Raw genomic sequence first — 26,828 nt, forward strand, 5'->3', positions numbered from 1 at the left:
CCGCTCCGTAAATAAGAGCGGTTCTTCTATTTGTGCGTTCGTTTTGTAAGATTAATTCTTCTTTAGTCTGTGTAACAAAATGGATTGGATTGGTTCGTAGTGAGAATTTACGGCTTGTCTATATCCATCTGCGTCTCCCGCAATAGCCGTTTTAAGCATAAGTTCGTGCGCTCTAGCGGTTTTTTCAAGCTCGTCCGAAACTTCCAGCCCCAATTGTGGCAAAACAGCCATATGCACAAGCCACAAGCATCGCACGAATTGCTCTGCAATCGTATTGTTTACCGCGCGCAAAATGCCCGTGTGGAACGCAATGTCTTGTTCCAAGAACGTTTTTCCAGCATGCGCTTCTTTAGTCATTATTTCCGAAAGCGCCTCCAGCTCTGGATGCTGCGTTCCTTTAAGCGACTCAACCACCTTATCCGCACATCCAAGGTCTAGGAATTTTCGCATTTCTACAACGTTACTCAAGTCTTCAAAATTCTTATTAATGGAGATTAAGGAGCGAAAAGCGAGTGTTTCCACCATTGGGTCCAAAGATAGCGAGCCAACAAACATGCCTTTTCCTTGCTTAACTTCCACAATGTTAAGTGCTTCCAGCTTGCGAATCGCCTCGCGCACCGATGACCTTGATGCGCCAATCAAATTGCATAGCATTGGCTCAGTTGGCAGCATGTCTTTGGGTTGCAAGCGTTCTCTTAAAATAAGCGATCTGATTGCATCCATCGTTTCGTCGCAACGTTTTCTTGCAACAATTGGAGCGGAATTAGAGCTTGCTTGCAATAACGATAAGCGGTCTAGTGTTGTCATCTCGTCGTCTTCGCAGCTGCTAAATGTCTCTTCCATTTTGGCTCCTTTCAGTTCGCGTGAGTCTTCTCTCTTTTATTTCTTCCATTTTTTCGTTTTTGTGTACTTCGTTTTTGTGTACTTTGTTTTTGAAACCTGTGTGCAAACTATCTTGTTGCCAAAGCGAGGAATCTATTGTTGTTATATAAATTCCAGTAGTCTCTCTTTCCCACAGTAGTTGCAAAGTTCGTTTATTGCTAGAGCTAAGGCATTGATAAACGTGGTGGAACGGGTTTATACACACGCTTTTTGCCCATGTTTTTCCACCGTCAAAGCTAAATCTCACAACTCCGCGACCGCGGTACGGCATCATTTGGCTTGCGTTTGCAAACGCTATGCAGTCGGCGGTTTCTGCGTTTTCTGCATTTTCGCTGCTTAAACAGGTTGCGCTCGGCTGGCTGAATATCTCTGGCAAACTTGTGTCAAAAATCAGCTCGCTCCAAGTTTCTCCGCAATCTTGACTAATAGCTTTGCCTACACATCCCGAGCGATTTTGATTGCGGAAGAAAGCTAGAATATCGCCATTTTTGCGTTCAACAAACACAGTTTCGGAGCTTGTGGCATCGTCGTCTTGCATTGTTGCAGGGTCTACGATTTTTCCGTTGATTAATCGCCCTTCGTTAATCATTTTGCCTCGGCTCCACGTTTTGCCGTCATCGTCCGAAATAAGCGCTCCCGAAGAGTAGTGCGATTTGCTTTGGCCGCTGCAGTAGAATGGCACGAGTATTCTGCCGTAATGTTTTTCGCTGTGCCTAATAACAATTCCGTTCCCAGGGCACACTCCCGCAAAGCTCATCCATGGCTCCTTAACCATGTGGTCGATTAAGCGTGGTGCGCTCCATGTTTTGCCGTCGTCGTCCGAGTAGATTTGCGCTATATAACACGTTTTTTCGGCAAATAATGGCTGACTTTCGCTTGCAATTGCTGGCGATTTCCATATGTCCCACGTGGAACAGTCGCAAGTTTGATTACTGTGCGAGTTATTGCGTAAGTCATTGTGTAAATCGCCATTCAAATCGCCATTTTTTATGCTTCCGTCTGGGAAAACTAGCCACTTTGTTGCGCATTCTTTTTCGCTAGAATCGCATGGCAATTTTACGGCCGCGCTTGCGTCCATCGCTGCCGCGTAGTTGCCTCCTAAGCGGTCTATAAGCTTGATTCTTCCGCATGCGTCTACGCCTACAGCGGTTTTACAATTTGTTAGCCCAATTCCGCCAGGATTAATGTCGATTAATACGTTAATTCTTTCACTTTTGCCTTCTGGGTCTAAAACAGGGCAGGAATCGATTGCGCTCGCGCCCAGTTTTCCAAGGTTTTTGCCAGGCATGTTGATTACGGTTTGCAAAGGCCCCCACGTTTTGCCGCCGTCCGCGGACCGGCGAATCACAAAGTTTATGTGGTTTGGAGCGTCGTTTGAAACGCTTGTTCGCTGGTCTGCTCCTGCGATTAGTGTTCCCATGTGCGTTTTTACAAGAGACGGTATTCTGTAGCTGCGAGAGCCCGCATATCCCGTGTCAAATAGTGCGGTTGTTACAAGCGGTTTTACTTTTGATATTCTTTGGATTTGGCCTTCGGTTAGTGCGCTAAAGTAGATTCCGCCTGTTCTAGCTTCTCCCATTAATCGCACTCCGCGCAAGTCTTCGCCAATGCTTACGGCGTTTAATTCTGGTATGTTTGCAAACCAGAATTGTCCTATGTTGTGCGACTGGCTGTATCCGTCTACGTAAATGTCGATTGCTCCGCGATTTGCGCGAATAATCAAGTCGTGCCATTCGCCGTCGTCAACGCTTGCTGCTGCTTCGATTACGCTTTTTACGCACGTTTCGCTGTCGATTAGCGTGATTTTTATGCCTTCTGGCCCTGCATACACGCTTATTTTTTCGCTAGATTCTAGATTAGTTTTTGTTCCAACAGTTCCAGCAGCAAAAAGCACTCCATGTTGGCCCGGGCCGCGCAATCTAAATTGAATGTGCAGCGTTCCGATCGACTTGCAAGATACGCGTTTTATGTCTCTTGCGCAAATCGTAGGTCCTGCAAACCATATGTCTGGCTGTGCTTGAGTGGCCGAATTTGCGATTTCTTCTGGATTTGGCAAGTGGTTTGAGTAGTAAAGGTCGTAGATTTGCGAAGATTCTGCCTGTGCTGCACACACTTCGGCCGCTTTTTCGCTCACTCTTTGCGGCCCAAGATTCGTTGCGCTCGCAAAGCATTGGTATCCGTCTAAATAGAATCGGCTTCCAAAACTTCCGTACGTTATTGCAAAATCGTGTTCGCGCCCATCGCATGCGCCTAGCGCATCTTCCATGTGCAGTGCAATTTCTTTCGCGCCATTTGCATCTGCGCTATCTTCTAAAAGATTTTGCGCAATAAGTAGTGGAGAATCTTCTTTAATACTTATTTTTATTATTGGAGTTGCGTGCTCTTGATGCGTGGAAGCTTGCGATTTTTGCGCGGGCTTAACATTTAATAAATCGCAATTCGCATTTGCTACAAATTTGAACCTTATTATTCCTTCGTTTTGATTTATTCCATCGTTTTTATCTTTACGATTGATGCTCGATGCGTTTTCGCTATATTCTTTGATTTCGCTAGTTGGTGTAATTTTTATTGTGGCATGGTTGAATCGCGTGTGCTCCGAACCTGCGATATTTACTATATCTACACTTAGGTTCGTCGTCTTCGTTGAACGACGTTCCATTTTAGTCCTCCATGACCGTAAAAATTAAAACCACTATGTTTTAACACATATGACGTCTTATGACATCTACTTATTTAGTCTATCACATATTTTTAAGCAAATGCACAATTGTTGTACATGATGTTGCAATATGATGCTACAAAATAAAAAAACGTTGAAATATCAACGTTTTACAAAGAGTGCGAACGGCGGGACTTGAACCCGCACGAGTATACACTCACTGCCACCTGAAGACAGCGCGTCTACCATTCCGCCACGTTCGCATACAAAGTGCAAGGCTACCATACTTGATATAAACTCGCAATATTTAGCCTAGCGTTTTGTACTCAAATTGCTCTCAGCCTTTTGAACCGTTTTCGTAATAATGCGCAAGAGTTTCGTCGCGGAACTCCTCAAAATATCCGCCGTCAATAGAAGCACGAATATCGTCAAGCAACTTCACAAAGAAACGCTCGTTATGAATAGTCGCAAGCGTAAAACCGTTCATTTCGCTAGCTCGCAACAAATGATCCACATACATTCGAGAATAATGCGTGCAAGTGTAGCAATCGCAACCTTCCTCAAGCGGACGCTGGTCATGCTTAAATTCAGCACGCTTTACGTTATAACGACCATGACGAGTGAAAATCGCACCATTGCGTCCACAACGAGCTGGGGCTACGCAATCAAATGTATCTCCACCGTTCTCTACGCACGCAAAAATATCGTCGACTGCAGCAATACCAAGCACGTGTCGAGGCCTGTTTTCCGGCATCGCGTCACAAATCCATGCGCAAGTATCTCCAATAATTCGCTTTTCAATAGCGCCACCAATACCAACGCCATCAAAATCTAGCGAAGCAATCTGCTCAGCTGCATGCCTACGTAAATCCTCATAATTAGCGCCCTGAACTACACCATACAATGCCTGATACGGCTTACCAACGCGCTCCTCAGTCAAACGCTGATGCTCAGCAACACAACGCTTAGCCCAACGGAATGTACGCTCAACTGATTCTTCCTGGTAGCGACGAGTATTCATTAAAGTAGTAAGCTCGTCGAAAGCAAACATAATATCCGCACCAAGTTTATGCTGGATTCCCATAGAAATTTCGGCACTAAAACGGTGCTTGGATCCGTTAAGAGGAGACTTAAAAGTTACGCCGTCCTCGTCAACGAAAGCCATACGCTCCTTGCCGGCCGCAATAACATCATCCGACTTCATGCCAGTAACGTCCATTGCAAGCGTTTTCTTAAAACCAGCGCCTAAAGAAAGCACTTGGAAGCCACCAGAATCCGTAAAAGTTGGCTTATCCCAGTTCATAAACTTTCCTAAACCGCCAGCTTCGTCAAGAACATCCGCACCCGGACGCTCATACAAGTGAAAAGCGTTAGAAAGCATGCACTGCGCGCCTAAATCTTTAATAGTTTCAGGCAATACTGCCTTCATCGCAGCTTGCGTCGCAACCGGCACGAACGCAGGAGTTTGAATATCTCCGTGAGGCGTGTGAATTACGCCAGTGCGTCCGTAACGAGCGCCGTCGCGACCCTTACCTTCAGCAGTATTGGAAAGTCGCGTTTTAGTTGTAAACGAAAATTCTTTGCGGTCACCAGGCTTCCCAGGCTCGGCTCCGCGTGGATGTTCAAGAAGACTTGTCATATCCTTTACTTTATTAGAAGCCCTGACGAGTAAAACTAAAAGTTGCTACGAAAACAAAGTAATACTATTTATAAACTGACGAAATTTGCGAACCAACGTAACTTACAAAATTCGCGATGATATATGCAAATACCTATTTTGGAGACAATCGCTAGCTAATTTACGGGTTTTTTATTGTGAATTGTTCAGGAAATTTTAAGAACGAGAAGATTAACTCGTATTAAGAATAACTGCATGGTTTATTATGTTGTGTTAAGAATATTTTTAAGGAGGATGAATGGCTGACGATATTTATGATGCTCATCAGCAAGAATTCAACGAGTCTAACCAGATTCAAGGCAATCAAGATAATCAGCCTTACGCTCCCCAGCCCCAGCCGCAGCCGCAGTCGCAGTCGCAGCAAGAAGCTCAACCGGAAGCAGAACAGCAGACTCAGCAAATAACGCAGCAAAACACACAGCAACCTCAGCAAATGCAACCTGCGCCGCAACTGCCGCAACCGCCACAAACGCAGCAACCGCAAATATACAGTCCTGCTCCAGAATTCGGCGCTTATGGCCCTGCTCGCACAGATAACACGGGCGCAGCAAACAGCGCAATTACCGGCAATACGCAAGACGCACAAAACACACAAAATGGATTTAACGGCGACGCCACGCGCGAAGGCAACACTAACGATACGTTACCTATACCGTTTGCCAATTTGCAACATACGAGCAACACATTTGGAAATCCTTACGAATCTAACGAAAATCCGAATGTTGTAAACGGCGCCAACAATGCAGCTGCAAACAACACGGATCCTAACGGGGAGCCGTACAATACCAGCAACAACAACGCAAACGGCACAACGGCACCAAAGCTTCGCAATAAGAACGTAGTATCCCCTGTTTTCACTGCCATTATTTCCGCTGCAATTTCAGCAATAGTATGCTTAGTAGTGGTAGCTTTTGCCATTTCTCAAGGACTTATTGCACTTCCGGAAGCAGGATCCTTGGCTAACGTTGGCACAAATAATTCGGCACGAGGAACGGCAATAGTCAAAGGCGCAAATGCCCCAGATTGGCGAAACGTTGCACGTCAAGTCTCCGGATCTGTAGTATCCATACAAACACGTTTGGAACGTGGCATGGGCAAAGGCTCCGGCGCAATCATTAGCTCTAAAGGCTATGTCGTGACCAACAATCACGTAATCGCTGGCGCAAAACAGATTCAGGTCACGCTCTCCAATGGGCAAATGTATTCAGCAACTTTGGTGGGCGCAGATAAAACAACCGACTTGGCAGTGCTCAAACTCAACAACGCGCCAAGCAATCTGAAGGCAGCACAGTTCGCCGACTCCAACAATCTTGCGGTAGGTGAGCCGGTTATGGCAATTGGCAACCCACTCGGCTACGACGACACAGCAACCACTGGTATTGTGTCAGCATTAAACCGACCAGTATCTGTTATGGATGACCAAAGCCGTTCCGAAATCGTAACCAACGCAGTACAAATCGACGCAGCTATTAACCCTGGAAATTCAGGCGGCCCAACGTTTAACGCAGCAGGACAAATTATCGGTATCAACTCCTCCATTGCAGCAACATCTGCACAAGGCGGCACCGCTGGTTCTATTGGTATCGGCTTTGCAATTCCAGCGAACTTAGTAAAACGCGTAGTTTCAGAAATTATTAAAAAAGGTTCCGTTAAACACGTAGCTTTGGGAATTATGATTAAAAGCGTAGCCGTTGAATCAAACGGAATTACCCGCGGAGGTGCGCAAATCGCCTCAGTAAACCAAGGCTCTCCTGCAGCAAAGGCTGGTTTGCAAGCCGGTGACACTATTGTAGCCTTCGACGACAAGCCGGTGACTAACAATTACGCTCTGCTCGGGTACGTGCGCGCTACAGCGTTCAACGAAAAGGCCACACTTACGGTAGTGCGCGGCGGAAGTACGCTGAAACTACGGGTGACATTTAACCAAGAAGAAGCAGCCGTTAATGGCGCCAATCGTCAAGAAAGCCAGTTCAATAAGAACAAGAAGCGCCATAGCTTGCGCAATAAGCATGGCAATAGTTCCGATGACGACGATGATGACATGCAGCAGCGTGGAGACGACGATGGAGATGACGGCGGAATTTTTGATCCGTTTGGCTTCTGGTAAATTGAATAACTACCCGCACAACAGCGCAGTCAATCGTGCTGAAAATGCGGATTAGTTAAACAAATACGCCCCGAAAGTAAGTTCATACAACTTGCAGTCGGGGCGTATTTTTATCTATTTTTTATTTATTTTTTATTACTCGATTTGCGCTTCGTCGATTTGCGCTTTACTGATTACTTCGCAAGGTTACTTTTACGCTCGTAAACCGTAACCGTGCCCTGCGAAATCTTTGATTTCCAAGAGGCCCTGGTTCGCGCAATGACGTGCGCAGTATAGTGCTCAATGTTGTAATCCAAAGTTAGGAAATAGTACCAAGGCTCGCTCGATTCCGTAACAAAGAATTGAGGCTCCCGCTTCGATCTGCAAACAGCTAATTCAGCATAAGATTGCTGTTCATTAGGCTGCTCGTTGGTAATAAACGAAGTGTTTTTGTAGCTGCAATCAATAAGATTCTTAGCAAAATATGGGTTTGCTGTAATAAGTTGCCACGAATACTGATGAATATCACTTACTTCCGGAGATATTACGTTACCGTATTTGTCAGTTTGTTCATCTTTATGCAGCCAAGAAGTTACGAAACGCTTATTTTCAGCATGATTGCGCTTAATAAATTGCGCAAGCGCGCGAGATCCAGAATAGTCGAAACAAATATCGTTGACACAAGCAAACGCATTCCACACTAGGCTTGGCGCAAGCAATATGACAATAAGTAAGTTAACCGCCTTTTGCCGATCTGCAATATTATATTTTGCAAAATAATGCCTCAACCGTGCAAAAAGTTTGACCAGCATAGCCGGAACGTCACCTCTATCAAGCGGCCGCTTTGCAATACACATCCAAAGTTGCGCCAAAAACAGTACGAACACGATTCCCGAATGATGCAAAGTAAAATATTGCGTCGCCACCGCAGAAAAAGCCAAATACGGGAAAATAAGATCAGCGAGCATACTCCTGCGATGCGCAATACGAATCACACAAGCCCACATCAATAGCGAAACAATCACGCAAATAGCAGTAGGTAGCACGCCCAAAGTTAAACGTCGAAGCGACACGTCACCGCCAAAAGCAGTAAACGCACTTTCTGAAGGAACGACGAAAAGGAAAGACAAAAATTGAATAATCTGCGGATTCCCGCTAAAAGTTGCGCGGGAACCAAAAGCGTTAGAAGCGGGCCAAATACAAGCAACACTTGCAAAACCTACAAAGGCGAGCAAAACCCAAGCCAACAAACGTTGGATATTGGAAAAGATTGCGGAAAAAGCGTGCGACAATCCCGCAGACTTAATAATTCGGAAAACCCAAGCCAACGCAAAACCGGCAGCCAATGCAATTCCATAAGCACTTAACACACACATAAGCGCAAGACTTAACATGAGTTTCCAAGTGCAAGAAGGCTTAGAATCCGCTTGTTTCCAATAGTGCGCAGCCATTAGCAAGGCAGCGCAAAGCAGCGCATACGGGCGAGAAGTAACGCCATATTGGAAGCAGAAGAAATACGTAAACGGCAGCAGGATAATTGCCAGCCTGCTAAAAGGAGCGCGAAATATCATCCACCCTCCGAGCAGCGCGGCACACAACAATTGCACTCCCTTAAGACCGATTTCGTACGGGACCCCAGTTTTTGCAGGAATAGAAAGAAGAAGCGTCCACAGCGGCGGATGCCCTTCGTAGTGCGGGCGAAGCGTTAACAAATCAGCAAAAGAAGAATCGCGAGCAATAAGCCAACTTTGCGCTTCATCGAACCAAGGCTCATGGAAACACATGACGATAATAATTACCGAAAGATACGCAGCAAACGTAAGTATGCGAGCGCGGAGCGACAGACGTATCGTGTCTGCAGATTTCAAATAGGATATGTTTCCGTTCATAACTACCTTCGTTCGGAACTTTTGCTTGTTCAAATAATCACACAAGTTGTGCACAAACAGCGCACAAATAAAATCACGCCCGCACTATGGCGAGCGTGAATACTTAAATCAAATTTTCAGTTTTGTTATTCAGTTTTGTTTCAAAGCCGCCAAACGGCGAGCATTGGCCACAGCGTACAAGCTAATACCAGCAGCAACCGAAGCGTTAAGAGATTCAACCGCGCTGGAAATTGGGATTCCTGCGATAGCGTCGCAAGCTTCACGCGTGAGACGGCTCATGCCTTTACCTTCGGAACCAAGAACCACAACTAACGGATCGGTTTCAAAACCAGTTTCACCAACGAGCTTGTCGCCACCGCCGTCAAGACCAACCGCATACCAGCCGCGTTCGCGCAAACCTTGAATCGCCTTGTTCAAATTCACGACTCGAGCAACCGGCAAATGAGCTGCAGCACCCGCGGAAACCTTCCACGCAGCCGCAGTTACGGAAGCAGAACGACGTTCTGGCAAAATCACGCCATTAGCACCAAACGCGGCAGCAGAACGAATAACCGCACCCAAATTTTGCGGATCAGTTACGCCATCCAAAGCAATAAACAACGGTCGCGCATTGATACGCGCTGCCGCAGAATCTGCAGCTTCCATGGCGCGAGCCTTCTTTTCTGCCCGCTCAACTAATTCCTGCAACGAGTAATATTGGTACGGTTGCACCTTCAAAATAATGCCTTGATGGTTGCTAGAATGAGCGATGCGATCCATTTCCAAACGGTCAGCTTCCAGCAAACGCAAGCCTTGCATACCGGCGAGCTTCACAATTTCGCGAGTGCGATCGTCGTGTTCAATACGATTCGCCACGTACAACTGCGTGCTTGGCACACCCACTCGTAGAGCTTCAAGGGCTGCGTTGCGGCCAATAACAAGTTCGTCTGAATCCGTGCCCAACTTGTCTACTCTGCGACGTGCAGCTAGTCGCGGATCAGCAAAAGTACGTTTCATAGCTGCTTTTTTAGCAAAATAAGCCTTGTGATATACGCGATCTTCGGCCTTTGGTGTAGGTCCTTTACCGCGTAGCGCGTTGCGATGTTTTCCACCCGACCCCTTGGTCGGTCCTTTTTTCGTAGTCATACTCCTATTCTCACATGCCCCCGAGGCATTGAGTTTGTACCAAGTTTTATCACTTTGCAGGCGACTTTTGCAACAAAATACTTAAACAAATATTCCAGAAATGCTTAAACAAATATTCCGGCACGTTCTATGACATAATAGAACGGTACTCAACTATTGCAATACTGTTGCGAAACTGTTGTAAAACTGTTGCAAAACCGTTGCAATAATCCACAACCGCGCAATAGTTACGATAATAAGCAGCTAACAATAGCGCTGTTACCGCAATTATTGACTACTCCGCGGCGCTCCCAAGGGGGAAAATATGGTTGATCACACTATTGATCAATCCGAAAACAAAGTAATTGACTCTCCAAGTCAAGATCCATCGTTACAAGACGTTCAACAAGTTGCCGAAGCTCTGCATGTAGATGTGACGCACGGCTTAAGCTCCGAAGAAGCATCTCGCCGACTTGCGCAATTTGGTCCGAACGCACTCGCCGCAGCGCCAAAAATACCTGCGTGGAAACGATTCCTTGAACAGTTCAAAGATCCGCTCGTTTACTTGCTTATTGCAGCCACGATTATTTCTGCAATCGCTTGGTTCGTAGAGCGAGCGCAACATAAAGGAAATAGCGGCGGAGAAATTCTTCCGTTTGATTCCATTGTTATTATCATAATTTTGATTGCGAACGCTGTGCTCGGTTTTATTCAGGAATCGCGTGCGGAAGAAGCAGTTGAAGCTTTGGCTAAAATGAGTGCTCCGCAAACTTCAGTTTTACGAGACGGCCGCGTTAGCCGCATCGATACTACTGAAGTGGTTCCGGGCGATATTCTTGTTCTTGGCGAAGGTGACGCAGTTTCTGCAGACGGCCGACTTATTGCGGCTGCTTCTTTGCGCATTGCTGAAGCAAGTCTTACGGGCGAATCAGTTGCAGTAAGCAAGCGTCCAGATACTTTGCAATCCGCGAAAGCGTTAGGCGATCGCGCCAACATGGTGTTTAATGGCACGGCAGTAACGCAAGGAACCGGCCGCGCAATCGTAACTTCAACCGGCATGCGCACGCAAGTTGGCAAAATTGCGGATATGCTTTCTAAGTCGGATGAGGAATCCACTCCTCTTGAGCGCGAAATGGTGCGCGTTTCTAAAGTTCTCGGCATTGCCGTGTGCGTTATTGCGGTGATAGTTCTTGCCTCTATGTGGCTTCTTGAAGGCTTCCATACAATCCAAGATATTATTGATTCGCTGCTGCTTTCTGTTTCGCTTGCTGTTGCTGCGGTTCCGGAAGGTTTAGCCGCGATTTTGACAGTAGTTCTTGCGCTTGGCGTGCAGCGCATGGTTAAGCATCATGCGGTAGTAAAAAAATTGTCTTCCGTTGAAACGCTTGGTTCCGCTTCCGTTATTTGTTCCGATAAAACGGGTACTCTTACTCGCAACGAAATGACTGTTGAGCGCGTAGTGACGCCGAGCGGCGAAGTTCAGCTCACTGGTAGCGGCTACAAGCCGGAAGGTCGCATGGTACTTCTTGATTCTGCAGACGCAGATCTTGCAGTTCCACAAAATCTCGCTACAGAAGTATTGGGAACTTTAGGTTCCGGCTACTTGGCTAACGATGGCGATCTTCATTGCGACGAAACTACTAAAAGTTGGCAACCGGTTGGGGATCCTACGGAAGTTTCGTTAATTGTTGCCGCACGTAAAACGAAGGCAGATAAGCGCTACGCTCACTTAGTTCGCGTTGCTGAGGTTCCGTTTACTTCCGAACGCAAGCGTATGTCCGTGGTTGTAAAAGATGGTTCAGATTCCGGAAATTTGATTGTTTGCGCTAAGGGCGCTCCGGACGTGCTGCTTTCTTACTGCACTCGCATTGCGGTAGCCGGTGCTGTGCGCCCGCTCACCGATGGCGACCGTGAGGATATATTAGCTACCGTCGAACGCCTTTCCGGAGAAGCTTACCGAACTCTTGGCATGGCGTATCGTCCGCTTAGCGTGGATAGCTTGGCAAAGGTTGACGGCATGGTTGCGAATGCTGCCGGTCAGATTGCTGATGTCGCTGAGCAGAGCGACGTGTTGGAATCCGATTTGATTTGGAACGGCATGGTTGGCATTATTGACCCGCCTCGTATTGAGGTTCGAGATAGTGTTGCTCAGGCTCACCGCGCTGGAATCCGCACTGTTATGATTACTGGCGACCACCCGCTCACTGCGACGCGTATTGCGCGAGATCTTGGAATTGTTGGCAAAGACGAGCACGCACTCACCGGTGACGATCTCGACGAACTTCTTTCTCGAGACGACGACAATATCGCTTTTGACGAAGCAATAAACAAAACCAGCGTTTACGCGCGCGTTGCCCCTGAACACAAGCTTGCTATTGTGTCTTCGTTGCAGCGTCAAGGCAACATTGTTGCTATGACTGGCGATGGCGTAAACGATGCTCCAGCAGTAAAGTCGGCTGATATTGGCGTCGCTATGGGCATTACCGGTACTGAAGTTACGAAAGAATCCGCCAAAATGATTTTGGCTGACGATAATTTCTCAACTATTGTTGCGGCTGTGCGCGAAGGTAGAGGAATTTTCGATAATATTCGTAAATTCTTACGATACTTGCTCAGTTCTAACGTCGGCGAAGTTTGCACAGTTTTTGGTGGCGTTGTTTTTGCTGGCGCGCTTGGCATTACGCAGCCTAATTCCGTTGGCGTTACTTTGCCTTTGCTTGCAACTCAGCTTTTATGGATTAATTTGCTAACGGACGCGGCCCCTGCTCTCGCTATGGGAGTTGACCCGCAAACCGACGACGTAATGGATAGGAAGCCTCGAAAGCTCACCGATAGCGTTATTGACCGACCAATGTGGGGAGATATTGTATTTATCGGCATAATCATGGCTGCTATTACGTTAATCGGCATGGATATGCATTTGGCTGGCGGCTTGTTTACTGACCGTTCTGTTGGCGTTATGAGCCACGCCGCTCAAATGACTCATGCTCGCACAATGGGCTTCACCATTCTTGTGTTTGCGCAGATGTTGAACGCGTTAGCATCTCGTTCCGATTTGCAGAGCGTGTTCGTAGGTTTGTTTGCGAACCGTTGGCTTTGGGGCGCTATTGCAATTTCTGTGGTTCTCCAGCTGGCTGTAATTTACATTCCATTCTTGAACGAGCCATTTGGCACTGTGCCTTTGAGCTTAACTGAATGGTTTGAGTGCCTCGGCCTTTCCATGGTGGTGCTAATAGCTTCCGAGCTTAGAAAGTGCGTGTTGCGTTTTATCGCTAAACGCAAGGCAGCAAAATCCTTAACTATGGCTGCTTAATAAAATAAATTATCAAGCTGCCTTGCAAATACGCGGTACAGTACGTAGTTTTCTTACATCAGCTACGTTTCTGTGCCGCGTTTTGTGTTTTTATTTTCTATAAAATTTTTTGCTTATTGCTCACGAATACTTGTTTGTTTTCAGAAAATAGTTTTAGAAACTGCCGGACCGCAGCACACGCTACAATTGTCCGTATTGTGTTGTCGCGCAAAATATGCAATAGAAAATGGAATATTTCGTGCGAACGAAGAAGTGTGTTGTGCATAAGTTATTGCAAGGAGATTTGACGTCATGCTGTTGTCTGATCACGACATTCTCAAAGCTCATGATGAGGGCCATATTAATTTGACCCCATGGACCCCGGAAATGGTACAGCCAGCGTCAATTGACGTGCGTCTTGACCGTTTCTTCCGATTATTCAACAATCATGCTTACACGTATGTTGATCCGGCAGAGAATCAGGGAGAGCTTACGGAACAGTTCGAGGTAGCTCCTGACGAGCCTTGGATTCTTCATCCTGGAGAGTTCGCTTTAGGCGCTACGTGGGAGTATGTAAAGCTTGATGCAACTATTGCTGCGCGTTTGGAAGGCAAAAGCTCGCTCGGTCGTCTTGGTATTTTGACGCATTCCACAGCTGGCTTTATTGACCCAGGCTTTGAAGGCCATATTACGCTTGAACTTTCTAACGTGAGCACGTTGCCGGTTAAGCTTTGGCCTGGCATGAAGATTGGCCAAATGTGCTTCTTCCAGTTGAGTTCTCCGTGCGAGAATCCGTATGGGTCTTCTGTAAACGGTTCACATTACCAGGGTCAGCGCGGTCCAACCCCATCGCGCTCATACGAACATTTCTATCGTGCTGATTTAGGAAAATAAGGTCACACAATCGTCATTAAATATAAATTAATATGGCGATTGTTGATTAAATACTAAGTTTCAGAAGAAAAGTAGAGAATTTTCAGATAACTGTCAGCCAGCATTTTACTGCTACCCAGCATCGTGTGGTTTCATAATATTGTCGATGAAAAAACGACAGGTGCAACGAAAAAAAGCACTAAAAACTTATTCTTTTCTTCTCTCCTTTTTGTTTCCCCGGCGCTCAGGCGCCGGGGTTAAATTTTTTAATGCTCTGTTTGCGAGCGCACCTACGCTACCGCAGGGTTATAGGCCAACATTATTGTTTGTGCAGGTCAGCACAAACAGAGCTGACGATTTTGCACAATCCTTCCATAATCTTGTCAACTGGAGAAGCCGCACGCCAATTTAAGTACAGTGAACGATAAGGCTTGGGATTCTTAAACTCTCGTAACATTAAACCAGCCGGCTGCACAATTGGAGGTACAGTTGCAAGACGTGGCAATAACGTCACATCTTTGCTACCTACAACCATATATCGCAAAGTTTCTAACGATGTTGCTCTAAATTCCGATTGCTTCGCACCTACTTTTTGACATACGTCGAGCATGCTTCTACGCATACAATGCCCATCTTCTAATAAAAGCACTTTCTGTGTAGACAAATCTGAAAGTTCAATTGGTTTACTTTCATGGCCTAGCAAAGAATTTGTAGAAGCCGCAAGAAGAAAATCTTCGTCAAAAACATGACACACTTTTATTGAAGGCGCATTCAAACTTTCGCTTAATATAACTGCGTCAACTTGACCGCTATCTAGTAAATCAATAAGTTTTGCTGATTTTTCTTCTATAAAACGAATAGTAAGTTTTGGTTTTAAACGCCTTAAAACAGGCATGATACGCGGAAGTAAGTATGGTCCTAATGTTGGAAAAACACCCAAAACCACTGTAGATGACCATGGGTCTTCTGAACGCCTTGCAGCTTGTCGAATACGTGACATATCTGCCTGAATACGTTTAGCGTAATAAACCACTTCCCTCCCAGCAGGAGTTAAGATTTGTTTTCCGGGAGTACGCTCAATAAGTTCCACGCCTAAAGTTTCTTCAAGTCTTTTAATTTGCGTTGAAAGAGTAGGCTGGGAAACGCGCATACGAACAGCCGCCTTGGTAAAGCTTCCTTCTTGCGCAAAAGCTATTAGATATTCTAGCGCTCTAATATTCATAAGACGCCTCCCATTGTTTATTGCGTAATAAATGTTACAAATTATTTGTTTTGTGGGCTGCGGATAAGATAGTCAAATGCAGACAATGCGGCATTCGCGCCCGTTCCATACGCTGTAATGATTTGCTTATACGGTTCGTCTGAACAATCTCCGGCAGCAAAAATACCTGGAATATCGGTGCAACCTGCTCTATCCGTAATAATTTCTTTTCGTTTATTAAGAGGCAACTGATTTTCCAGCCAGCTAGTATTTGGAGCCAAACCAATTTGCACGAATACGCCGTCTGCTTCAATAACATGCTCTTTAGATTCAGAATTATTTTCGCTGTTTCGATCTAAGTAATGCACTGCTGTAACTTTATTTCCATTGCCTTCAACTTTGCTTACAGCAGCACTCGTAATAACTTCAGTATTTGGCAAATTATTTAAAGTATTTAGTAATACTTGATCTGCTTTCAGCGTATCCATAAATTCAACTACAGTTACGTGTTTTGCAACTCCAGCTAAATCAATAGCAGCTTCAACACCAGAATTTCCGCCGCCAACAACGACAACATTCTTATCTTTGAAAAGCGGACCGTCGCAATGAGGGCAGAACGATACGCCTCTATTCCTATATTCATCTTCTCCAGGAACGCCAAGCGTACGCCAAGTCGCACCAGTTGCAATAATCACAGCGCGAGCTTTAAGCACACCGCCAGAGCGAGCATGAATTGTATGCAAACCGTATGCTTCTTTAGCTAAATCTAGCGAATCTGCCCAATCTGGTGTGAAAACGTCAATATTGTACTGTGCAATATGTTTAGTTAAATCTGCTGCTAGCTGAGCACCAGTAGTGTGCGTTTGTGAAATATGGTTTTCTATACTTTCCGTTTCCACTACTTGTCCGCCACGATGATCCATAATCATAGCCGTACGCAAGCCTTTGCGCGCAGTGTAAATTGCTGCAGCGGAAGCAGCAGGGCCGCCGCCAACAAGAATAATATCGTAAGGATCTTGCGCATTCATTTTTTCTGCTAGCGCAGCGTTTTGCGCAGAAACGCTATTATTCCCATCAGATTTTTCGTTAGACGCAAGTATTGCCACCAGTTCATCAATTCCTGCTCGTCCGGAAGAAATGAGTTTTCCGTTTTCAAATACGGCTGGCACGCTCATTACACCAAGGCGCTCTACTTCTTCTCTAAAAGCGCTACCTTCTACTGCAGTATGCTGAATTTTAGGGTTGATTATGGAAATAGTATTTAGTGATTGCACAACTTCTGGGCAGTTAAGGCAGGTGACGGACATGTAGGTTGTTACGTTGTGTTCGCCAAGTTTGAGGATTGATTCGCGTTGTTCGTCGGTAATTTTTGGAGCGTATCCGCTTACTTGCAGCAGTGCTAGAATAAGCGAACTAAATTCGTGGCCGAGAGGCAATCCTGCGAAGGTTACGAATACTTCATTTTCTTGGTTCTTACTATTTTTAGATTCTGCGCGCCTAATTATAAAACTTGGCTTCCGAATTGTGCCAGTCTGCTTTACTGCTTGCTCGCCTTCAATAATATTGATTTTGTTGCTTTGTTGAGATACTTCATTAATTAGTGCGCGAACTTTTTGGGATGTTTCAGAATTATCCGTATATGCTACAAGTTCAACTGGTAAAACCATTTTCTTTAATAATTCCGCGAGTTGAGCAGTTAATGATGTATTCAACAGTGACATAAAAATTTTACTTCTTTCAGCAATATTGATTGTAGGCTTACATAGTAAATATGGTTGCGTAGGAAGCTACGATTGTAGGTTCCTACGCAATATTGGGATTTTAGATAAATCAGATTTTGCCAACTAAATCGATAGAAGGTTCCAAGGTTTCTTCGCCTTGTTCCCATTTAGCTGGGCAGACTTCGCCTGGATGAGCAGCAATGTACTGGGCTGCCTTAACTTTACGAAGAAGCTCGTCAGCGTTGCGGCCAATGCCATCAGCTGTCATCTCGAAGAACTGAATCATTCCTTGCGGATCCACGAGGAACGTAGCGCGGTGAGCTAAACCGGATTCTTCGTTCCAAGCGTCGAAGTTGCGAGAAAGAGCACCGGAAGGATCGCCTAACATAGTGTACTTTACTTTTGCAATGGCTTCGGAATCGTCGTGCCATGCTTTGTGCACAAAATGTGTATCTGTAGAAACGGAATATACTTCTACGCCAAGATTTTGCAATTCTTCGTAATGATTTGCAAGATCTTCCAACTCAGTTGGGCATACGAATGAAAAATCAGCCGGATAGAAGAAGAAAATTGCCCACTTGCCAAGAACGTCAGCATCACTTACTTCAACAAATTCGCCATTCTTATAACCATTTACTTTAAATGGAAGAATATGCGTGTTCATAAGACTCATATTGTTCTCCTAAATATATTAATTTTGCGCTTTCATCGCGCTGTATCATTTGCTATTAATAATAGATTATTTCTATAAATGTTTATATACGTATAGTTATTTTCTATATTGCTTATACGAATTATCAATACTTAATAAAAAGAAATATATAGTACTTACTTTCGCACATCTAACCCAAAGTGTGCGCGCGACGACTTATACGCAGACTTATAGAAACGTAAATTTTATATGTGGAATATGCAAGATTGCTATGTAAGTGGAGCGGATGACGGGAGTCGAACCCGCCTCTGAAGCTTGGGAAGCTTCCATTCTACCGATGAACTACATCCGCAAAAATTGCAGCAACCATGTTGCGCAACAACCATTCAAGGTTACCATGCACCGTTTACTGCTTCAACACGCATCTACTATTACTAATCGCAAACAAAAACAGCAACGTTCGCAAATACCAATACGCAACCACGCAAAATCAGCGAGCCATATCCATCAATTTCTCAATGCGCTCCTGAACGGCCGCCCTCGAAGGACATAAATCAACAAGCACGGAATCGCCACTATTCCACGGACGAACAATCATCAACGAAGCAACCGCCTGCAGGCCAGCAGTAGCTTTCATCCCGTGCAATTGCACGCCGTATGCGATTTTATTCAGGGCAGACGCGAGCGCCGCTGGGTCACCTGTTACTTCACTTCCGTCTTTATCGGCATCTAATTCACGCGAGCCGGGAATTGTTGCGCTCATAATAACAGCAGCAATAGGAGCAAATAGCACATTCAAGCCTTTACCCACAAATTTGCAATATTTACGAAGGCCACGCTGGTACTTATTTCCCGTATAAACAAGGAAGGAACCAACGTACGTTAGCACGGTTGCTGTAGCTGTAGCGAGAGAAGACGCAAGAATATCGTGATTATAAATGTGCATAAGTTCATGGCTTATTACTCCACGAAGCTCACGTTCGTTAAGAATATTAAGCAATCCGCGCGTGCAGCAAATAGTAGCGTGCCGTTCGTTTCGCCCAGTAGCGAAAGCGTTAGGACTTTCGCAAGGAGCTACCATCACGCGAGGCATGGATTTACCGATACGTGCAGAAAGTTCTCGCACAATACCGTACAGCACTGGTTCTTCATCCTCAGTAACTTCGCACGCACCCATAGCAGCGATGGCGAGCTTGCTGGAGCACCAGTAAGCGGTAGCACTTACCACAAGCCCCAGCAAAATAAACCACAACAATGAGTCCATGTGGGCGCCGGTAAGCAGCCAGCATAACGTAAGAAAAAGCCACACAACGCCAAAAAACAGCGCGGCTTTCAAACTGTTATAGTGGTATGCTCTTACGCCCTTAAACATGGGAGTCAGTCTAATAAAAAGAACTTAAATTTTTCTGAATGTACACTGCGTATTTACTCACTACTATCTAAACGCCACAACGCCAAAACGCCGCAACGTCAAAACGCCAGCGCACTACTCGCCCAAAGCAATAGACACAAGTTCCGCAGCAGACACTACTTTCTTGCGAGTGCGCTGTTCTTTAGCGCCAAGTTCTCGCTCATACTCGTCAACCCGCTTCCACCCTGCGTAATCAATAGCCTGCACGCCGCGAGATTCCAGCAGCCTATCAATAGACTGCGCATCGCGATCTTGCGCATCCAAACCAGACGTCGATAAATCTTCAAGCATATTATTCACAATGAGCAATGCATCAGATTTTGTAGAACCGATCAAGCCGACTGGCCCGCGCTTAGCCCAACCAGTAGCGTACAGTCGTTTGCGCACCTCACCATTTTCCGCAGAAGTTACGATTCTACCGTCATTATTCGCGAGCAACGTGCGCTTTTCGTCGTAAGCAATACCGGCAACTTCGGCAGGATGGTAGCCGATAGCGTGATATACTGCTTGCACATTGTAGTTTTCAAATTCGCCAGTGTGCGTCATTGTGCCGTCTGCACTTGTGACAGTTCGTTCAACGCGAATTGCTTTTACGCACCCATCTTCGCCAAGAATTTCAACCGGAGCCGAGTTGAAATGAATAACGTAACGCCGATTTGCAGGATTTCCTTCAAAATCAACGTTTCCGCCATCTTCCATGTCTTCTGCCATGTCGCGTATAGCAAATAATTCTTCCACCATTTGGCGCGTGAGCTTATCGTTACCCGCGACTTCTATCGTTTCGTCGTCAAGTTCAAAATCGTCTTCGTTAATAACGATTTGCACTCCCGGCAACTTTTCCATTTCGCGCAATTCTTGCACGGAGAATTTGGCTTGTGCCACGCCTCTGCGAATAAACAGATGCAAAGTTTGTATACGATTTTGCTGCAATCCTTCGTACACGTCGTCCGGAATATCCGTATGATCGCGCAAATAGTCCGGATCTCGCAAAAGCTCGCGTGCAACATCCATAGCCACGTTTCCGCCGCCGATAACAGCTACTTCCTGAGCGTTAAGCGGCCATGTGCGCTTGCTCGTTGGGTAGCCGTCGTACCATTCTACGAATTTCGCAGCTCCGTACACGCCATCTAAATCGGCGCCTGGCACGCCTCGAAGCGGCCTGTCTTCTACGGCACCCGTAGCGAACAACACTGCGTCGTAACGTTGCAGCAAGTCTTCTAAAGTAATATCTCTGCCAAATTCCACGTTCGCATAAAGGTGAATATCTGGATTATCAAGCGTTTTTTCGAGAGCGTCGGCAATAAATTTAATACTTGGATGATCCGGAGCCACTCCGTAACGCACTAAGCCAAAAGGCACAGGCAATTTTTCAAAAAGATCGATGCGAGCACGCGTGCCAAGCCCTAATTCTTCTCCGCGTTTAGCGAGCTGGCGCAAGAAAATATCGGAAGAATACACTCCGGCAGGACCAGCCCCGACTACAGCAATGCGCAGTTCGGACGTTTCCCGTGAAACATTTTCATTTATAGCAATATTATTTTCCATTATTATCCCCATATTGAGCTGTATCATGCGGCAGTTTCGCCGCGTTCGCGCCATTTTGCGCGGCCTACAAGCATAGGTTGCCTTCGTATATTTAAACTTCCAAGCTCTGCTAATTACGTAATACTTAAAACTAATTACGCAACATGCTTAAAACTTACTCTCAACGCATTTTGCAGCACTCGCTATCGCAAAAGGCATCCGCGTATGCTTTCATATTTAGAGTAGCGCACCGCTAAGTCTTACAACATGCTTTAGTGAGTAATATTACGCGAGCGCAACGCAGTTAACGCCCACATAATTGATACAACGTCAATAATTTCCTGCATCATGGCGCCAAGAACCGTTGGTATAAAACCAAAAGCTGCAAAAATCATGCTGACAACAGCCAAGCCTATTCCAAGCAAAACCGACTGTATCATCACTCGTTTGGTATGTTTCGCAACGCTTACGGCGTTAGCAACCGACGCAATATCATTGTTCATAATAACAACTTGCGCACACTCCGATGCCGCTGTATCAGTGCCGTCCGTTACCGCCACGCCAATATCGGCTGCCGCAAGCACTGGAGCGTCATTTACACCGTCGCCAACCATCATGGTTACGGTTGAATTTTTCCCGTTCTTAGCAGCGTCAAGATTGTGCTTTTTTACGTGTGCTAATTTATCTTGCGGAAGCAAATTCGCGTGTATTGTGTCAATGCCGACGCTTTTACCAATGGTTGTTGCAGCTTGCAAACCGTCGCCGGTGAGCATTGCTACCGATTGCACACCTAACGCACGCAGTGAAGCAATAGTTGCTTTTGTGTTATTTCGCGGCACGTCTTTTAGCACAATACGACCAACTAGCACGCCGTCAAAAGAAACGTAGGTTGCCATTTCGTCTGCGGCAAGAGCTTTGCCCACAGTTTCCACAGTTTCTACAGTCCCTACAGTTTGATCCGCATCTTTTTCCGTTACGTATTTTCGCCTACCTACACGCACTAAAATGCCGTCTACAACGCCTTGAATACCCTGACCTGCAGTTTCTTTAACACTGTGCACTACAGGGTATTCTCGTACGCTAGGAAGTTGCGGAGTTGACGATGGGTGCGTGCGTTCCCACAGCTTTGCTCCCGCTTTCGCGATGCCGCCGGCGAGAATGTGCTGCGAATAGGTTTCGAGCACGCCTGCGAGCATTACAATTCGGTCAGCATCCTGCGTAGTGTCGGTTACGTCTACGTTTACCACTTGCGGCTGTTTTACAGTTAGCGTGCCGGTTTTGTCGAAGAAGACGTCAGTTACGCGGCTTAATTGCTCGAGTACGTCTTGACTTTTAACCACAATTCCAAGTTTTGCTAAACGCCCGGTACCAGCCATGCAAGCGACCGGAACTGCAATAAGTAGCGGGCAAGGAGTTGCCAAAACTAGCACTTGCGCAAATCGCAATGCGTCGCCAGAAAAACCCCAAGCAAAGCCGGCGATTGCAAACGAAATTATTGTAAACGGTACAGATAGCATATCTGCAAAACGCACGACAGCTGCGCGTGACGACCTAGCAGATTCGACTAGTTGCATAATTTTTTGGTATTGCGAGTGTTCCGATAGCTTGGTTACGCGCATAATAAGCACAACGCCGCCGTTTACGCAGCCAGAAAGCACTGACGCCCCTGCAAATACTTCTCGCGGCACGGATTCGCCGTTAATAGCGCTTGTGTCTAGGGTTGCGGAACCGCTGAGTAGTTCGCCGTCAACCGGCACAGTTTCGCCGGGAAGCACGACGATAACGTTACCAATTTTTAGTTCATTAACTGGCACTGTTGTGTAGCGCTGCAATTTTGCGACGGTTTCGCCCGATTCGGTTGATTGTAAGAATGGGCAACAATTGCGGATATGTTTCTGCTGGCACGCATCCACTTTTTTGAATTCAGCGTGCTGGCACAATGCGCACGTGCTTGGGTCGCAGTGGTTGCCGCTCATACACGGTGGCACGTACGTTTCATTGTTTTCTTGATTGCGTTGCATTTCGTGCTCAATGCCTGGCAAAGTCATAAGATGAGCAGTTTTTGGAGCTGCGCTTACTAAAAGAGACAGATTGCGTTGGGCTTTAATATGCGCAAAATCTTCTATAGCGGATCCGGTCCAAACCATTACCACGATGAGATAGCTCGCCCAAAATTCTCCCATTGACAAAGTGGCTAGTAGCGCAACAAAAGCTAGCAAATCAATACCCAAAGTGCCGTCGCGCAAATCTTTAATCATGTTGTGTAAAGAAGTAAGGCTGGTATATAAAACGAGAATAGCGATAATAGTTTTGCCAATACTAAGACTTATTGAAATATCGAAATCAAGATTTAAGAAATCAAAAATTCGTTGCGAAAGATTAGAAATTTTCTCATTAAAAGTAGCTAATATTGGCAAATTGCATGAGTACAAAGCCGCAATAAACGGAAAAGCAAGAATTACGACTGTTAATTGAGGTACACGACGGCAATATGCTAAAAGTTTACGCATATACTTTCCTTACGCTGATCAGGTTAACCGCTTAAGACGCTTAACACACGATTTCACGCCTTGTTAACCCATTGAGCGCAACTTAAATAGCGCACTCAATACACGGCGTAAAGATTTATATTTAATTTATATTTGTATTTATTTGTATTTATTTATGTTTATTTATGTTTAGTAATCATACCAATAGGCCTTGATGAGAAACATTCTCATGTAAATATTACGCTTCCAAAAAAGCACCATAATGAGTTCCAATAAAAAATCGCAATAAAACTCTACCTAAACTCATCATTTGTCGATACACAAATTCGCCAACAAATTATAATTTTATATAGTAAGTTGAGCGTTAAAGAAATTCAAAAGTATCGTTATGAATAAGTATATAATCACTAAGATTCAGAAATTGTTTTTCGTTTAATAACATTACTATTAACAATAGTGATAAGTTTTATAATGTCTGTTTTAAAATTTAGGTTATAGGCCAATTTATTTGCCATAAATTCGGCCTATAACCCTAAAATTTACTGTTTTTTAGTGAGAAGATTTCTTACGATTTTGAAAAGCATAAATAATAGACGTAATGTGATATATGTTGCTACGAATGTTGCAAGCCAAATCATAATATTTTGAATATTCCAACCTTGACCTTTAACGAATGAAGCTACTAATAAAGAAACTACGCCAGCAGAAATATCAGCAATATTTTGTTTTATCTTATAAATCATTTCTACACCTTTCCAGCTAATTTGAGAGCCTGTTGCACTGCCCAAATTAGTGCACGTGAGACTACATTTTGTTACAGCAGAATATATACCGTAATCTCTGCAAAGAGATTCAACTATTTAAGCATTTTCATATTTTTTTTGCAACACTGACAAATATCAGGGTGTCACCCTAATTTTATTAGGGTAATCAGTAAAAAATTGGGTTATTCCCCAAAAATTGGATGGGCAAGCGGCAAGAAAGAAATTAATAAACAAAAAAAGCCTCCGGTTTCACGAACGCCCCTAGTAGCGTCCACAAAACCGGAAGCAACACACTCAACAAGCCGTATAAAACTACTACCACACTAGACTGCGAAGAAAAGAAAATTTGGCAAAACAGTCCAGCACGCAACAGCGTGAGCAGCATTAAAGGCGCCAACCTTATCTTTAGCAGCAAAAACAACGGCGGTAGCAGCAGCAAAGGTCGTTTCAGTCAAATCTGCAGGAGCAGCAGTGGACCTTCAGCGTCTTTCTTAGTCTTGTTCAACTTAGCGAGAGCAGCGGTGAAAGCATCGTTAGCATTATCGGAAGCAGTCTGGGCTGCATCATGCTTAGCCTGCTTTGCTTCCTCATCGGTTACAGCCTGCTTAGCAGCAGTAACATCATCTTCAGCAGCTTCAAGGTCACGAGCTGGCACGACTGCTTCATCTTGATGTCAAGTGTGTAGCCAGATTCGTGCTCGCTCGCTGGAATTGGTCAAAGCGTGTTTTTGCTCGGAAACACACCGATTTTTGCCCTTATACGTTCTCGGAAAAGTTCAAAGGACATGTTCCTACCTGTAATATGCAAATCCGTAGATTTGACGTTCGTTTCAAGACTCGCTCTGAGGAAATAAGTCCGAAATCCCATCGTCTCGACATACCTATTTGTGAAACCAAAACTATACATTGAATGTCCGTTTTCCTCTATTCGATATATGGTTTCTGTCTCCAATGGTCGCTTTTTAATCTTCAATGTTCACTTTTTTATATTTCTGGTTCCTGCTGTTTGGCTTATCTGGTATCGTCATTTCTATTTTTCCTGCACTAAGCAAAGGAACAAGATACCTTTCTCTGAAATTCTTGCTATCCGTAAGGCCAAGGTAATCCATCATCTCACGCTTACTTCGCGGTGTACTGCAAAAATCAATTAATCTCAATAACCTTTGTTCCAGATCTTGGGGCGTGACTTGATGGGTATCTTGAGGTGCGACTTGTGGGGTACCTTGGGTAGTCGGCCCGACCTTGACAGTTGCCGCCTCGGAAAGGGGAATCACTGTCGTAAAAACATCTGCCTCTGTAAAGACAGGCTCTCCACCAGAATACATCTTCGTGTATTTATAGCTGTTGCGCATGCCGCTTCCAAGCTCATCAGCAAGTCCGATTTCTCGGAACACTTTTGCTATCGGCGGATTCTTTGCAAATGGCTTGAATGTTTTCAGATTCAAGTTTCCGTGCCCATGCGCAAGGTTCGCATTCTCTGTTGTAATCTTATCCCGTTCAATGACAAGCTTCGGTACATATCCACTGGAAAAATCACGGTGCATGAGCAGGTTGGAAATAATCTCACGCAGGATTTTATCTCTGGCGCTTATCCGCTGGACACCATCCAATGTAAAAACATCATTCAGATGCTTCTTTCCAAATTCCATCAGACGATCATAACTTTCAATCAGGTTTGTGATCACCACATCCCTGTCATCATAACGATCAACATTGAACACTCTGAAAATAGCGTCTGTCTTATGCTGAGGTAACACGGACATGATACGGTTATCCGTACCAAAGAGCAAGATTGCCGCAAGCAAAGCCGGCGATTGCAAACGAAATTATTGCAAACGGCACAGATAGCATATCCGCAAAACGCACAACAGCCGCGCGTGATGACATGCCTGAGCGCAGCATTGCGCGCGCGATTTTTCCTTTACGTGACTGTAAAGTTTTTGTCGTTTTTTGGCTTAATTTCGATTTTTCCTTTACGTGACTGTAAAGGAAATGTCGGTTTAGTGATTTGGAACATTTGCCGGAGTTTTTTCTCCGGCGTTTGCGCGCAATTGGGGACTTACACCCCGCCTAAGTCCACAAACGCGAGAAAATAAGCGCGCAATTGGGGACTTGCGTACGCTCTAAGTCCACAAACGCGAGGAAGGTTGCGCGATTTTGTGGACTTACACCCCACATAAGTACACAAAAACGAGAAAGTAAGCGCGCAAATGTTTGCAGAAAACAAAAAAGCCTCCGGTTTCACGAACGCCCCTAGTAGCGTCCACAAAACCGGAAGCAACACACTCAACAAAGCCGCATAAAACCACTACCACACTAGACTGCGAAGAAAAGAAATTTGGCAAAACAGTCCAGCAAGCAACAGCCCACGCAACTAAACACCAATTTCAACAGCCCTATACTCTCGAAACCGTGCGCTGAGTGCAAGAATCAAAAGCCAAGCAGTGAGCGCGTGGCATTAACCACGCACTCACCACTTAAAGCAGCTTAGTGGCGGATCTTGCGAAGAGCAGCACCCATACCAGCAAGCACAGAAGCAGCAACAGCAGCCAAAGCTACCACAGCACCCGTGTTAGGAAGCTTAGGAGCCTTAGGAGTCTTAGG

Annotated in this window: 18 protein-coding genes and 2 tRNA genes; 3 read left to right on the forward strand and 17 right to left on the reverse strand. The window is 45.3% G+C overall.

All coding sequences use genetic code 11. The features are described from left to right. Positions 1-51: 51 nt before the first annotated feature. The 4 genes from AXE77_RS06295 to tgt form a co-directional block, all read right to left on the reverse strand. Entirely contained in the window at positions 52-843 is a 792-nt protein-coding gene (locus AXE77_RS06295; RefSeq protein WP_116712625.1) for a FadR/GntR family transcriptional regulator, read from the reverse strand. Further along, positions 827-3,541, reverse strand: a complete 2,715-nt coding sequence (locus AXE77_RS06300) for a sialidase family protein (protein ID WP_116712626.1) — start codon at positions 3,539-3,541, stop codon at positions 827-829. The genes AXE77_RS06295 and AXE77_RS06300 overlap by 17 nt, the downstream gene beginning before the upstream one ends. A 180-nt stretch (positions 3,542-3,721) precedes the next feature. Continuing rightward, a tRNA-Leu gene (locus tag AXE77_RS06305) sits at positions 3,722-3,804 on the reverse strand. A 74-nt stretch (positions 3,805-3,878) separates the two neighbouring features. Then, entirely contained in the window at positions 3,879-5,180 is a 1,302-nt protein-coding gene (gene tgt / locus AXE77_RS06310; RefSeq protein WP_116712627.1) for a tRNA guanosine(34) transglycosylase Tgt, read from the reverse strand. 277 nt (positions 5,181-5,457) lie between these two features. On the opposite strand from tgt, the gene AXE77_RS06315 reads away from it, so the two are divergent. Continuing rightward, positions 5,458-7,326 (forward strand): S1C family serine protease, encoded by a 1,869-nt coding sequence (locus tag AXE77_RS06315; RefSeq protein WP_116712628.1) that lies wholly within the window; start codon positions 5,458-5,460, stop codon positions 7,324-7,326. A gap of 173 nt (positions 7,327-7,499) precedes the next feature. Here AXE77_RS06315 and AXE77_RS06320 read toward each other — a convergent pair whose 3' ends face one another. Both AXE77_RS06320 and rlmB read right to left on the reverse strand, forming a co-directional pair. Then, positions 7,500-9,194, reverse strand: coding sequence for an ABC transporter ATP-binding protein (locus AXE77_RS06320; protein ID WP_116712629.1), 1,695 nt, complete (start codon positions 9,192-9,194; stop codon positions 7,500-7,502). Between the two features lie 129 nt (positions 9,195-9,323). After that, positions 9,324-10,319 carry a 23S rRNA (guanosine(2251)-2'-O)-methyltransferase RlmB gene (gene rlmB / locus AXE77_RS06325; protein WP_165846103.1) on the reverse strand — a complete coding sequence of 332 codons (996 nt, stop codon included), beginning with the start codon at positions 10,317-10,319 and terminating at the stop codon, positions 9,324-9,326. A gap of 304 nt (positions 10,320-10,623) precedes the next feature. Here rlmB and AXE77_RS06330 point away from each other — a divergent pair, with 304 nt between their 5' ends. Together AXE77_RS06330 and dcd are read left to right on the forward strand one after the other, a co-directional pair. Then, positions 10,624-13,611 carry a cation-translocating P-type ATPase gene (locus AXE77_RS06330; protein WP_116712631.1) on the forward strand — a complete coding sequence of 996 codons (2,988 nt, stop codon included), beginning with the start codon at positions 10,624-10,626 and terminating at the stop codon, positions 13,609-13,611. Between the two features lie 291 nt (positions 13,612-13,902). Further along, a complete protein-coding gene (gene dcd, locus AXE77_RS06335; RefSeq protein WP_116712632.1) occupies positions 13,903-14,484 on the forward strand; it encodes a dCTP deaminase in 582 nt (193 codons plus the stop codon). Positions 14,485-14,782: 298 nt separating this feature from the next. On the opposite strand, the gene AXE77_RS06340 is transcribed toward dcd, so the two are convergent. The 11 genes from AXE77_RS06340 to AXE77_RS06385 form a co-directional block, all read right to left on the reverse strand. Next, entirely contained in the window at positions 14,783-15,685 is a 903-nt protein-coding gene (locus AXE77_RS06340) for a LysR substrate-binding domain-containing protein (protein ID WP_116712633.1), read from the reverse strand. 41 nt (positions 15,686-15,726) lie between these two features. Next, on the reverse strand, positions 15,727-17,385 hold the full coding sequence (ahpF, locus tag AXE77_RS06345; RefSeq protein ID WP_116712634.1) for an alkyl hydroperoxide reductase subunit F: 1,659 nt from the start codon (positions 17,383-17,385) through the stop codon (positions 15,727-15,729). A gap of 109 nt (positions 17,386-17,494) precedes the next feature. Next, complete coding sequence (ahpC, locus tag AXE77_RS06350; RefSeq protein WP_116712635.1) at positions 17,495-18,058, reverse strand: alkyl hydroperoxide reductase subunit C; 564 nt, start codon at positions 18,056-18,058, stop codon at positions 17,495-17,497. A 257-nt stretch (positions 18,059-18,315) separates the two neighbouring features. After that, positions 18,316-18,389, reverse strand: a tRNA-Gly gene (locus tag AXE77_RS06355). Between the two features lie 138 nt (positions 18,390-18,527). Then, positions 18,528-19,409: a M48 family metalloprotease gene (locus AXE77_RS06360; RefSeq protein ID WP_116712636.1), complete on the reverse strand. Its 882-nt coding sequence runs from the start codon at positions 19,407-19,409 to the stop codon at positions 18,528-18,530. Between the two features lie 114 nt (positions 19,410-19,523). After that, positions 19,524-21,005, reverse strand: a complete 1,482-nt coding sequence (locus AXE77_RS06365) for an FAD-dependent oxidoreductase (RefSeq protein WP_430886658.1) — start codon at positions 21,003-21,005, stop codon at positions 19,524-19,526. A 239-nt stretch (positions 21,006-21,244) separates the two neighbouring features. Continuing rightward, positions 21,245-23,482, reverse strand: coding sequence for a heavy metal translocating P-type ATPase (locus AXE77_RS06370; protein ID WP_116712638.1), 2,238 nt, complete (start codon positions 23,480-23,482; stop codon positions 21,245-21,247). Positions 23,483-24,000: 518 nt separating this feature from the next. Next, positions 24,001-24,249, reverse strand: coding sequence for a hypothetical protein (locus tag AXE77_RS06375; protein WP_240612677.1), 249 nt, complete (start codon positions 24,247-24,249; stop codon positions 24,001-24,003). A gap of 299 nt (positions 24,250-24,548) precedes the next feature. Beyond that, positions 24,549-24,680 (reverse strand): hypothetical protein, encoded by a 132-nt coding sequence (locus AXE77_RS06915; RefSeq protein WP_276308805.1) that lies wholly within the window; start codon positions 24,678-24,680, stop codon positions 24,549-24,551. Continuing rightward, a complete protein-coding gene (locus AXE77_RS06380) occupies positions 24,677-24,880 on the reverse strand; it encodes a hypothetical protein (RefSeq protein WP_116712640.1) in 204 nt (67 codons plus the stop codon). The genes AXE77_RS06915 and AXE77_RS06380 overlap by 4 nt, the downstream gene beginning before the upstream one ends. 306 nt (positions 24,881-25,186) lie before the next feature. Continuing rightward, positions 25,187-25,987: a Fic family protein gene (locus tag AXE77_RS06385; protein ID WP_430886659.1), complete on the reverse strand. Its 801-nt coding sequence runs from the start codon at positions 25,985-25,987 to the stop codon at positions 25,187-25,189. Between the last annotated feature and the right edge of the window lie 841 nt (positions 25,988-26,828).

The sequence above is a fragment of the Gardnerella massiliensis genome (genome assembly GCF_003408845.1).
Classification (GTDB): domain Bacteria; phylum Actinomycetota; class Actinomycetes; order Actinomycetales; family Bifidobacteriaceae; genus Bifidobacterium; species Bifidobacterium vaginale_H.

Bases quoted from the DNA above. Each gene is read 5' to 3' on its own strand.
- AXE77_RS06300 (WP_116712626.1), bottom strand. From the start codon at position 3,541: ATGGAACGTCGTTCAACGAAGACGACGAACCTAAGTGTAGATATAGTA.
- AXE77_RS06340 (WP_116712633.1), bottom strand. From the start codon at position 15,685: ATGAATATTAGAGCGCTAGAATATCTAATAGCTTTTGCGCAAGAAGGA.
- AXE77_RS06370 (WP_116712638.1), bottom strand. From the start codon at position 23,482: ATGCGTAAACTTTTAGCATATTGCCGTCGTGTACCTCAATTAACAGTC.
- AXE77_RS06320 (WP_116712629.1), bottom strand. From the start codon at position 9,194: ATGAACGGAAACATATCCTATTTGAAATCTGCAGACACGATACGTCTG.
- AXE77_RS06365 (WP_430886658.1), bottom strand. From the start codon at position 21,005: ATGGGGATAATAATGGAAAATAATATTGCTATAAATGAAAATGTTTCA.
- AXE77_RS06360 (WP_116712636.1), bottom strand. From the start codon at position 19,409: ATGTTTAAGGGCGTAAGAGCATACCACTATAACAGTTTGAAAGCCGCG.
- tgt (WP_116712627.1), bottom strand. From the start codon at position 5,180: ATGACAAGTCTTCTTGAACATCCACGCGGAGCCGAGCCTGGGAAGCCT.
- AXE77_RS06295 (WP_116712625.1), bottom strand. From the start codon at position 843: ATGGAAGAGACATTTAGCAGCTGCGAAGACGACGAGATGACAACACTA.
- rlmB (WP_165846103.1), bottom strand. From the start codon at position 10,319: ATGACTACGAAAAAAGGACCGACCAAGGGGTCGGGTGGAAAACATCGC.
- AXE77_RS06315 (WP_116712628.1), top strand. From the start codon at position 5,458: ATGGCTGACGATATTTATGATGCTCATCAGCAAGAATTCAACGAGTCT.
- dcd (WP_116712632.1), top strand. From the start codon at position 13,903: ATGCTGTTGTCTGATCACGACATTCTCAAAGCTCATGATGAGGGCCAT.
- AXE77_RS06330 (WP_116712631.1), top strand. From the start codon at position 10,624: ATGGTTGATCACACTATTGATCAATCCGAAAACAAAGTAATTGACTCT.
- AXE77_RS06385 (WP_430886659.1), bottom strand. From the start codon at position 25,987: ATGTCCGTGTTACCTCAGCATAAGACAGACGCTATTTTCAGAGTGTTC.
- ahpF (WP_116712634.1), bottom strand. From the start codon at position 17,385: ATGTCACTGTTGAATACATCATTAACTGCTCAACTCGCGGAATTATTA.
- ahpC (WP_116712635.1), bottom strand. From the start codon at position 18,058: ATGAGTCTTATGAACACGCATATTCTTCCATTTAAAGTAAATGGTTAT.